This window comes from Thermodesulfobacteriota bacterium, from assembly GCA_036397855.1.
GTDB lineage: Bacteria > Desulfobacterota_D > UBA1144 > Nemesobacterales > CSP1-2 > DASWID01.
Genome location: DASWID010000049.1, coordinates 22158 through 31666, shown reverse-complemented (window position 1 = coordinate 31666; position 9509 = coordinate 22158). Strand labels below are relative to the sequence as shown.

General features: G+C 40.6%; 13 protein-coding genes. 8 read left to right on the top strand and 5 right to left on the bottom strand.

The window, feature by feature from the left end; all coding sequences use genetic code 11:
* The 4 genes from VGA95_03910 to VGA95_03895 form a co-directional block, all read left to right on the top strand.
* Positions 1-150 (top strand): DsbA family protein (locus VGA95_03910; GenBank protein ID HEX9665685.1); only part of this gene is annotated, 150 nt, incomplete at its 5' end.
* A 244-nt stretch (positions 151-394) separates the two neighbouring features.
* Positions 395-916, top strand: coding sequence for an ORF6N domain-containing protein (locus VGA95_03905; protein HEX9665684.1), 522 nt, complete (start codon positions 395-397; stop codon positions 914-916).
* A 244-nt stretch (positions 917-1160) separates the two neighbouring features.
* A complete protein-coding gene (locus tag VGA95_03900; GenBank protein ID HEX9665683.1) occupies positions 1161-1538 on the top strand; it encodes an Mth938-like domain-containing protein in 378 nt (125 codons plus the stop codon).
* A gap of 117 nt (positions 1539-1655) precedes the next feature.
* Positions 1656-2462, top strand: a complete 807-nt coding sequence (locus tag VGA95_03895; GenBank protein HEX9665682.1) for a helical backbone metal receptor — start codon at positions 1656-1658, stop codon at positions 2460-2462.
* Positions 2463-2501: 39 nt separating this feature from the next.
* On the opposite strand, the gene VGA95_03890 is transcribed toward VGA95_03895, so the two are convergent.
* A complete protein-coding gene (locus VGA95_03890) occupies positions 2502-3221 on the bottom strand; it encodes a hypothetical protein (GenBank protein ID HEX9665681.1) in 720 nt (239 codons plus the stop codon).
* Positions 3222-3704: 483 nt separating this feature from the next.
* Here VGA95_03890 and VGA95_03885 point away from each other — a divergent pair, with 483 nt between their 5' ends.
* On the top strand, positions 3705-3902 hold the full coding sequence (locus tag VGA95_03885) for a hypothetical protein (GenBank protein ID HEX9665680.1): 198 nt from the start codon (positions 3705-3707) through the stop codon (positions 3900-3902).
* A 126-nt stretch (positions 3903-4028) separates the two neighbouring features.
* Positions 4029-4244: a type II toxin-antitoxin system VapB family antitoxin gene (locus VGA95_03880; protein ID HEX9665679.1), complete on the top strand. Its 216-nt coding sequence runs from the start codon at positions 4029-4031 to the stop codon at positions 4242-4244.
* A gap of 22 nt (positions 4245-4266) precedes the next feature.
* Here the strand turns inward: VGA95_03880 and VGA95_03875 are convergent, their stop codons facing one another.
* Positions 4267-4599 carry a type II toxin-antitoxin system PemK/MazF family toxin gene (locus VGA95_03875; protein ID HEX9665678.1) on the bottom strand — a complete coding sequence of 111 codons (333 nt, stop codon included), beginning with the start codon at positions 4597-4599 and terminating at the stop codon, positions 4267-4269.
* Positions 4584-4778 (bottom strand): DUF2281 domain-containing protein, encoded by a 195-nt coding sequence (locus VGA95_03870; protein HEX9665677.1) that lies wholly within the window; start codon positions 4776-4778, stop codon positions 4584-4586. The genes VGA95_03875 and VGA95_03870 overlap by 16 nt, the downstream gene beginning before the upstream one ends.
* A gap of 617 nt (positions 4779-5395) precedes the next feature.
* On the opposite strand from VGA95_03870, the gene VGA95_03865 reads away from it, so the two are divergent.
* Entirely contained in the window at positions 5396-6697 is a 1302-nt protein-coding gene (locus tag VGA95_03865; GenBank protein HEX9665676.1) for a hypothetical protein, read from the top strand.
* Positions 6698-6798: 101 nt separating this feature from the next.
* Positions 6799-7776, top strand: coding sequence for a D-glycerate dehydrogenase (locus VGA95_03860; GenBank protein HEX9665675.1), 978 nt, complete (start codon positions 6799-6801; stop codon positions 7774-7776).
* A gap of 272 nt (positions 7777-8048) precedes the next feature.
* Here VGA95_03860 and VGA95_03855 read toward each other — a convergent pair whose 3' ends face one another.
* Together VGA95_03855 and aroE are read right to left on the bottom strand one after the other, a co-directional pair.
* Positions 8049-8312 carry a hypothetical protein gene (locus tag VGA95_03855; GenBank protein ID HEX9665674.1) on the bottom strand — a complete coding sequence of 88 codons (264 nt, stop codon included), beginning with the start codon at positions 8310-8312 and terminating at the stop codon, positions 8049-8051.
* A gap of 333 nt (positions 8313-8645) precedes the next feature.
* Positions 8646-9494, bottom strand: coding sequence for a shikimate dehydrogenase (gene aroE / locus VGA95_03850; protein ID HEX9665673.1), 849 nt, complete (start codon positions 9492-9494; stop codon positions 8646-8648).
* Positions 9495-9509: the final 15 nt, after the last annotated feature.

Here is a 9509-nt window from a genome sequence, read left to right as displayed (position 1 = left end):
AAGGAATATCTTAGGAAACAGACCGAAGAGGCGATAGGGCTTGGAATATTCGGAGCTCCTAGCTTTGTAGTTGGGAACGAGCTTTTTTGGGGGAATGATAGATTGGAAGACGCTATTGATTGGTGCAAAAGTAATTCAATTCAAGCTTGATTCGGAGGATCCATTCAAATTCGCTAATGAAACGGTTGCATTAAGAAGGGGATTCGGTTTAAAGGGCCCAGGTGAATGCTGTGGCACTGACGAGCGACATATCAAGGCTATTGCTTTGAGAATGGATACATAGGGTTTTTTGAGATCCTTGATATATATTATTTTAGTTCATCATTTTTCGCTATATGATTTGTAAAAGTAACCTTTGATATCACATTCTGTGATTTCAAAATATATATAAAATATGGCAAACGGTAAACCAATCATACCACTCGAAAGAATTGAGAGAAATATATATATGTTGCGTAGTAGAAAGGTCATGTTGAGTATTGATTTAGCAGAATTATATGAAATTGAGCCTCGAGTATTAATACAAGCAGTAAAACGTAATATTGAGAGATTTCCCTCCGATTTTATGTTTCAATTATCTAAAAAGGAATTTGAAAGCTTAAAATCAGAATATGTGAGTCCAGGTCGGGGTGGAATCCGTAGGGCAATGCCCTATGCTTTCACTGAACAAGGAGTTGCCATGCTTTCTTCTGTTTTGAATAGTAAGCGTGCAATTGAAGTCAACATCCAGATCATGCGAGCATTTGTAAGGTTGCGAAGGTTGATTGCTTCACAAGCCGAACTCTTACGGAAGGTGGAAGAGATGGAGAAGAAATATGACCAAAATTTTAGAATTGTCTTCGAAGCAATAAAACAGTTAATGATTCCACCCGACGAAAAGAAGAGGAAAATCGGTTATATAATAGATAATAGATAGAGATTGATTATTGGTGTTGGATAAAATCTAAACAACTTATTTAAGCGATTCAACAACTTGCAAAGGTTAATCTCCGGAGTGACTTAACCGTTCTCGACAGAGAAAGACGGGAAATGAGGGTAAGAAGTGTAATTTCGGATGCTAAAAATGAACATTGACCATTCGGATATTAATTCTTTCAAAAATAATAAAATGGGTTAAACCCTTAGTTTTGACATAAGATTCTAAAGGGAATTGAACAAATATGGACAAGAAAATTGCTTCACCCCTTATCAGGCATCTTTCATGGGGCCGTATTGAGGTAGAGGGTCTAGGCGGGCCCTTCAAAGATGCGAAGCTCTTTCCCGGAGGTGCAAGAGAATGGGACTGGAGCGAGACTGGAACAGAACATGTGCCGGGAATTCAGCCCTCAGACGTTGAGGAGCTGATAGAGAATGGTGCCGAGGAAGTGGTTTTATCGAAGGGTATGTACGAAAGATTACAGGTTTCTCCTGAAACACTTCAATTCTTGAAGGATCGAAATATCTCCACTTATGTTCTCCAAACAAAAGAGGCTGTTCGACTATATAATAAGCTCAGGAATGATACAAGGGTAGGGGGGTTGTTTCACACGACTTGTTGATAAAATGGCTTAGTGATTTGCAAGAATTATACAGGTCTACATCCATGATGAATCGAATTATATTTTTCTCGTCGATCTAGCTTTGGAAACTCTATCCTGTTTCATTAAATGAGATCCATGGAGCATTTTCCGGGAAATATTGCATTAAAGCAATTTAAAGACCAATTGGGAGGAACTATATTTTTATCGGGAACTCCACGAAGAATTATTTCTTTAGTTCCCTCCCAAACTGAATTGCTCTTTGATCTAGGGTTGGATAAAGAAATAATTGGAATAACTAGATTTTGCATCCATCCGGAAGGAAAGTGCGCGAAAAAGGTGAAGATTGGTGGCACAAAAAGGTTTAATTTTGACTTGATCGATATACTTAAACCTGACTTAATCATAGGGAATAAAGAAGAGAACTATCTTGAGGGAATTGAAAAGCTCAGATCAAAATACCCAGTTTGGATGAGTGATGTTAATACTCTTGAAGGCGCTTATCAAATGATAAGGGGTGTGGGAGAAATTGTTGGTAAAGGTGGGAAAGCGGCTGATTTGGTTTGTGATATTGTGACAAAGATGAAACAATTTAAAGGCCATTCGGGGATAAACGTCGCCTACTTTATTTGGAATAAACCATATATGGTTGCAGGACACAAAACATTTATTAACGAGATGTTGCAACAATTTGGATTCGTCAATGTCTTTAGAGACTTGGATAGGTATCCTGAGGTGACAGTGGATCAAATAGAAAGGGCGCTTCCGGATGCAATTTTTCTTTCATCCGAACCCTTCCCTTTTAAAGCTAAACATTTGAATGAGTTTAAAGAGAGATTTCCTTCAACCATCATAAAGCTTGTGGATGGGACCATGTTTTCATGGTACGGAAGCCGATTGAGATATGCAGTGAGCTACTTCGAGAAATTAATAGAGGATCTTTAGATTTTATTCTTGGTTTGGACAAACTTTCTGAAAGTCGGCTTATCTGTATTCAAAAGGGAAACTGAGCTTATAAATTTCTGGTTTTCCTTTAATTTGATATCCAACGTCGAGTGTAACTTGCTTAACCTCCTTCGGTAGCTTTTGAAAGTAAATGTATCCTTGAAGCCTTGCATTTGGATTCAATTGGCCAGGAATAAGCGCTTTCGTATAGACATTCCCAACTGATGGGGGGGAGTAGTAGCCTGGGGGATAATAGCCTAAAGGGTAATCTCCATAAATGAAGAATGGACTGTAATAAGGTCCATAAAAAGGTCCGCCACCATAAAATGGACCTCCTGAGAAATAACCAAATCCTAGTCCAATTGAAACGTTCGGATAATTTGGTCCATATGCATAATAGCCTTCTGAGACGGTCTTAAGTATATCGGCAACAATTTGGGGAGTAAGTGGATTATACTGTGTGCGATTTTGGTCGATTAATACAAAATCATCATATCTAAGATTTAAAGAGCTGGGGTTGTTATTTTGTATTTCAACATAGATTGGCGTGATATAACGGTCGAGATTATCGGGTGAGCCCTGCCAGGGAGACGAATTCACCACAACTGCTACATCCCCCAAGGTTTTGCTGACTCTTCGAAGTTCTGGGTATGCAATTCCATTATCGGAAATTGGCACTAAATTTCTAGAAGCGCATCCTAGAGTGGTTATTAGAATTAGGGCAACAAAGGATTTTTGAAAGATTGTGGGTCTGGTCATTAAAACTTTATTTAAGATGTACATGCTGTATTAAGTACCTATAAATTATAAATGACATGTAGGCCGTTTGAAATTATAAATTATAAAATGGCTTGGCGGAGAAGTTCTCTAACACGCTTCGCTTTGAACAATCAGAGGCAGGGGATTGCTTCGCCGCCACTTCGCTTCAGCTCGAGACTTCGGCTCGAAATGACACAAAATAAGCTGTCATTTCTGTAGATCTTATATATTTCATGGACAAAATTCTTACAATTTTATGAATGGATTCATTTTCATTAATCCTTTTCAGTATGAAAAGGACTTGAACGGTATTCCAAAAATTGCGTTAAGAAAATCAGGAACGAAGACGTATAGAAAAATTTGTGGGTTGCGGCTGGATTAAATTTTTTAGTCGGAGTTCACGATTTTTAGCAAATTTTTGGACAGCCTTGATTTTTGCTTCTTTGTATCAAGACAAAGAAGTTATCAAGAAGGGTAGGATAAATGAAGAAAATACTTTTAAAGATTCTGTCCTCGAAATATCTGGCTTTTACAATTTGCGAGGGACAGAGTCACGAAGCAATCTCCTTTTTGACGTTGCTACCGATGCTATTTTCGACGATAGTAAGGGTTGATTGCTTCGCAGTCTTAAAATCTAAGGAAGGCATAGACCATGGCCTCGTGGTCTTTACAATAAGATGATGGTGAAGAAGGGTGAAGTATAACTCTTTACCATACGCTCCGGATATCTTGAGCGTTAGGTTTTATTGGCATACACATTTTATACGGTTATTTTGTGTATAATATTCTACTATTCCGGAGATAAGAATGAAACGTACAAATATCGTCATTGACGAATCATTAGTAAAGAGAGCCCTTAAGGCCACTGGACTTAAGACGCGTAGAGAATTGGTTGATTACGCTTTGCGTGAACTAATTCGTCGGGAATCCCAGAAAAAGATTCTGGACCTTAAAGGGAAAGTTACCTGGCAGGGAGAGATCAAAGCTATGCGTAAAGGTCGAGTGTCCCAATTACCCTTGTAGTAGTTATACAAGTTTGTCATGATCACTGTTTTAAAATTTCCACAACCTTTCTTATTACCTCGTTTGTTTTCTCCGTTCTAAGATGTCCGGCTCGGTAAAGTATGATGTGGCGATCGGCCGTAAAGATTCTGCTTGGTCGAATATTACTCGTTTGCTTTAGTGAACCAGTTTCAAAATCCGAATTTTCAATCTGAATAGCGTACTGATCACTAAGTTGTTGACTGGTGATCTGACAAAGAATAAGATCATCTCCTGCCACTACTGCCAATATGAGAGCGGGACGTCGTTTAGCTTGGGTCAAATCAGAGAACGGAAAGGGAACTACTACTACATCACCTTTTACAAATCCTGCCAAGCTTCGTCCTCCTCTGGTCGAAGCCAGTCCTTTTTTAGGGAGGACTCACTAGCAATAGCGATTTCAAATTTTTCCTGAGTTATCTTTGTCTTCAGGAATCTGATGAAATCGATCACCTCCTCCAAAAGCCTGTCTGGTACTTGTTCAATTTCCTTTAAAATTATTTCCTTATGACTCATTTCCGAGACCACCTTGTTGAGGCTAAAATTGCCGTTAGTAAATATATTTTAACCCATATCAACACTAATTTAAAAAGTCGTAATCATTGTATCAAACGAATTGATAAGAATTCTTGGTTTAAATGAGAAAGAAGCTTACCTATTTTGGAAACAAAGTAACGATATTTTAGATTGTCGCGGAATTAGCTTATAATTTTATCGACTTATCCAGATTTCAAGTTTGATTTACATTTGGTAAGTTTTCTGACGGATGTGATCTAATCGTCTGTTGGATACACGACTGGAAAGAGTGCCCCCTCGAGGTGCTCGAATTGAAGTCAGCAATCTCTCTGCTTCCAAAGACATGAATTCATAAAAAACCTGATGACAGCATTACGGCTGGGAATTTTTGGTCTTATGTCATTTTTAAATTTTCTTCTTGATATTTCTTATTAAACCGTTTTATAGATTACTGGACAAAATCAACACATCTACTAACGTATGGACCAAAGTTATTATTCAGCCACGAATTGACACTTATTTTCAGTAAGAGAACCGAAAAGAAGATTTCATCTACGTCGTGTAAATTCGTGTATATTAGTCGTTGAAATAAATATAAATAAGAGGTAGCGAAATAAATGAGTAAACATCCAGAAGGCCTAAACGTGGCGATTGACTATAACTTTTTCGATGCCGTTTTCCAGCGAAGGTCGAGGAGATTTGGACTGGGAATGGAAATTGAAAGGGGTCCGCTCAAATTTAAATCAAAGCATGAACCCGTTCCGCTAACAGAGCTGGAGGAAGCCCTGCTCGTATGGACTGGCCTAGGCATAAAAAGCATCAATCTCTCTGATTTCCCCCCACATGTTGGACTGGATCTTGAAATGCAGTTCACAAGTAAAACTATTCCTGCTCTCGGTGATGTGCATCGAACTGAACTCTTTTACACAAATGACGAAGGTACCTACATGATAAAATTGCACGATAAAAAGCCAGATGATTTTAGAGGACTAGAAGCCCTAACCAGGGAGGAGAGGGTAGATAGAATCCTGGAATTATTCAGGGAATCGAAGATAAAATTAGAAGATAAACGCGCTGATCTGCCTAGCCAACCCCCTGGAATTGCTGCACACAATCTTTGGAACGTAAATAAGCCCGGAACAACAGTGTTTATGCCCGTCACAGACCTTTCAGCTTGTATAATAAACTTGTATTTCTTCTATATGAGACCTGATCACAGGTTTAATTTTGTTGACGAACTTCATGGTATGAAGGCGCCCGGGACCGAGGGATGGATTAAGAAGGGATTGATTGATGAGGGCAAGCGGATGCCCCTTATCGAAGCCGAATTGAGATTTGCAAACGGCTTTATAGCTGAGCAGGCATTCATGGGTCAAAATATGGTCCTTGCTCTTCAAACGCTGGGACTCGGAGGATGGCTTTTTAGTGGGTTTGCAAGCATGTTCATGCTGGGTGGGACTCCGTTTTTTAAAGGCCTTGGTTTTAGATTCATTTCTCCAAAGTTAAAGGGAGAAACTGGGAATCCGAATCCCGTGGCAGTCGGTAAAGATGGTCTATTTGAGGCTTTCTGCCCTCCCTATTATAAGGATATGGGGGAGGCTGTTGAGGCTTTAAACGATCTGAAATGGAGAAACTGGGCCTCGCATAAAATGCCATATAAGAATCCAGAAGGCGTAATGCAGGAGATTGAGAGACCGAGCAAAGAAGAGATTCAGATTGTAAAGGATATTTGCAGCTATGTTTATGATACTTACGGAAGATTCCCGGCTTTTTCCGATCCGATGTTTTTAAGGTTCATGGTTCAAGCCCATCATCTCGATTTGGATTTTTATGACGAATTCTATCCGGAAGGAGCCTATACGGAGAACCATAAGAATCACTTCAAGCTATGGCACCCTGACATTCCGGATCCCTTTTAAAAGTAAAATATTAGCCACAGAGAGCACAGAGAAAAAAAGAAATAAATTGATGTCATTCTCCTATCTATTCACTCCGTGTCCTCTGTGGCAGAATTAGAAAAATGAAAAAGGTTTTTGTAACATCTAAGCTGCCCGGAAATGCTGTCGATTCTCTGAAGCATAGGTTCGACGTTGAGGTTTTCGACAAAGAAGATCTACCCACAAAGCGTGAAATATTAGAAAGTGCGAAGGACGCCTGCGCAATCATCTCAACTGTTTCTAATCAGATAGATAAAGAAATAATAGATAGCTGTCCCGATCTCTCTATTATTTCGAACTATGGCGTGGGATTTGAGAATATTGAGGTTTCCCATGCAACAAAAAAGGGAATATTCGTTACAAATACCCCTGGTGTTCTAACAGAGACTACTGCGGATTTAGCGTGGGCTTTAATGTTTGCCGTTGCGAGAAGGGTTGTTGAGGGGGATAAGGTTGTTAGAGAAGGAGAATTCAAAAGGTGGGGTCCGGCATTTTTGCTGGGGATTGATGTGCATGGAAAAACCCTGGGTATTTACGGAATGGGGAGAATAGGAAGGGCAGTAGCCAGGAGAGCAAATGGATTTGGTATGCGAGTGCTATACAATAGCAGGAGTAGAAACTTTGAGGCTGAGGAGGAAATTGGGTGTTCTTTAGTAGACTTTAACAGCCTTCTCAGAGAATCGAATTTTCTCGTGATAACGGCTCCTCTCACAGAAAGTACCAGAGGACGCTTTGGTCTTAATGAATTTAAGAGCATGAGGAATGATTCAATACTTGTGAATGTAAGTCGTGGTCCCATTGTAAGGGAAAAAGAGTTAGCAGAGGCTCTTAGAAAAAGGTTTATTTGGGGGGCTGGACTCGACGTTTATGAGAAAGAACCCGAGGTTGAAAATGAATTGTTAAAGCTGAAGAATGTCGTATTACTTCCACACGTCGGAAGCGCTTCGCTGGAAACCAGGGAGAAAATGGCCGAGATGGCCGTAGAAAATGTTGTATCGGCACTTAGTGGCGAGGTTCCCAAAAATCTCGTAAATCCCGAGGTTTTAAACGTCAATCTTTAATTACGCACCGGGTGTGTGGAAAAGAGCATGTGAGCCGAGGTTGGAAAACCTCGGCTATCGATATGTGTCGTAAGAAGAAACATAAACAATAGGATCACTCTATACACTCGCCGTCAAACGGTGAAGAATTCAATCTCCTCCTCCGCTTGAGCGGAGGAGGATTAAGGTGGGGGTTAAAGCCTAAATATTGACCGAACAGGAAGGGCAACTAATTGTCTAATTGCTGTCAATCGTTACACTTCCTTCTCGCGTGGAGACTGCGTCTCTTTAGGTTATCGATCTTGAGAATTTCGGTCCTCTTTATCTTCCCTTTTTTTAATGTCATGACCAAACAAATACTTGAACGGGAGTTTTAGAAGAAAGACTAGAACCGCCGGACGAAGAAATATCGATGTGAACAGCCAAATATCACCAGGACTAAGATAAATCTTGGAATCCCAAACCCCCATTTGCCCCTTCAGTACAACAAAATCCCCCTCAACCAAAGAACCCTTTACTATAAATTCGAAATCTCCAGCCGGGCTTTTAACCTTCATAGTATCTCAATTCCTCCTGGGATGTCTTATCTGGAAGCAATACCTATCTTGTTCCAAATTATCTCATAAAGGGTGGAAATTACCAACATGGCCCACCAGTCTGCCTGGTGGGACGATCAAATGTCACGAGCAAGGCTGCTGAGACAAGGGGTTTTCCAACCCCGCTCCCCGGTCATTGTGCAACGAGCAAGACTCGTTGCCTACCCATGGGATGAAGATCAAATGTCACGAGCAAGACTCATGACCTACCCATCGGGTGGCATGATCAAATGTCTGTCGAACTTGCTACATACAGGGGGTGTTTAATCCTAGCTTTAAATTCGAGATTCGGATTTATACTATAGCTTTTCTCATCACATCAACTGGTGCCTTCTCGCCTGTCCAGATCTCAAAGCTCTTAGCCCCCTGGTAAATGAGCATACTTAGCCCGCCGGCTGCCTTCAATCCTAATTCTTTAGCGCCTTTTAACAGATCGGTTTCTCGAGGCTTATAAACCAGGTCGTAGATCATCGAGTCTTTTGGTAATAATTCCAATTGCAGCTTTATAGGAGCCACTCCTTTCATACCTGAGGAACTGGCGTTGATTAACAGGTCTGCAGTCCTCAGTGATCTTTCGACAGAGTCTGTGTCTTCCAGGGAGTAAGGTTCGATCGATATATCCTTGTAAGATTTTTTGAATTCGGATGCCAATGCTCTTGCCTTATCTATGGTCCTATTGACTAAATATATCTCTGAAGCCTCATTCATACATAATCCCGTAAGCACAGCTCGCGCTGCGCCCCCGGCTCCCAGGAGTAATATCCTTAAGCCTCTTGGAATTACTCCTAAATCTTCTTTTATTGCCATTAGAAAACCCTCTACGTCAGTGTTGTATCCGGTAAGCTTACCGTCCTCGTTCTTTACCGTATTAACAGCCCCCGTTAGTGTACCTTCAGGGGAGGTCTCATCGAGGAATGATATTATTCTTTCTTTATGTGGTATCGTGACGTTCACTCCCAATATACCCAAAGACTTTATGGCCTGAGTAGCTGAATCCAGATTCGTTGGATGGATATCGAAAGCGACGTATACGCAATCTAGATTTAATTTCCTAAAGGCCGCATTATGCATTATGGGGGAAAGGCTATGGCTCACTGGGTGTCCGAATATTCCGTATACCTTGGTGGTTGCTCTTACGTGCAAGGATTACCCTCTTTT

Bases quoted from the DNA above. Each gene is read 5' to 3' on its own strand.
- VGA95_03905 (HEX9665684.1), top strand. From the start codon at position 395: ATGGCAAACGGTAAACCAATCATACCACTCGAAAGAATTGAGAGAAAT.
- VGA95_03900 (HEX9665683.1), top strand. From the start codon at position 1,161: ATGGACAAGAAAATTGCTTCACCCCTTATCAGGCATCTTTCATGGGGC.
- VGA95_03895 (HEX9665682.1), top strand. From the start codon at position 1,656: ATGGAGCATTTTCCGGGAAATATTGCATTAAAGCAATTTAAAGACCAA.
- VGA95_03890 (HEX9665681.1), bottom strand. From the start codon at position 3,221: ATGACCAGACCCACAATCTTTCAAAAATCCTTTGTTGCCCTAATTCTA.
- VGA95_03885 (HEX9665680.1), top strand. From the start codon at position 3,705: ATGAAGAAAATACTTTTAAAGATTCTGTCCTCGAAATATCTGGCTTTT.
- VGA95_03880 (HEX9665679.1), top strand. From the start codon at position 4,029: ATGAAACGTACAAATATCGTCATTGACGAATCATTAGTAAAGAGAGCC.
- VGA95_03870 (HEX9665677.1), bottom strand. From the start codon at position 4,778: ATGAGTCATAAGGAAATAATTTTAAAGGAAATTGAACAAGTACCAGAC.
- VGA95_03865 (HEX9665676.1), top strand. From the start codon at position 5,396: ATGAGTAAACATCCAGAAGGCCTAAACGTGGCGATTGACTATAACTTT.
- VGA95_03860 (HEX9665675.1), top strand. From the start codon at position 6,799: ATGAAAAAGGTTTTTGTAACATCTAAGCTGCCCGGAAATGCTGTCGAT.
- VGA95_03855 (HEX9665674.1), bottom strand. From the start codon at position 8,312: ATGAAGGTTAAAAGCCCGGCTGGAGATTTCGAATTTATAGTAAAGGGT.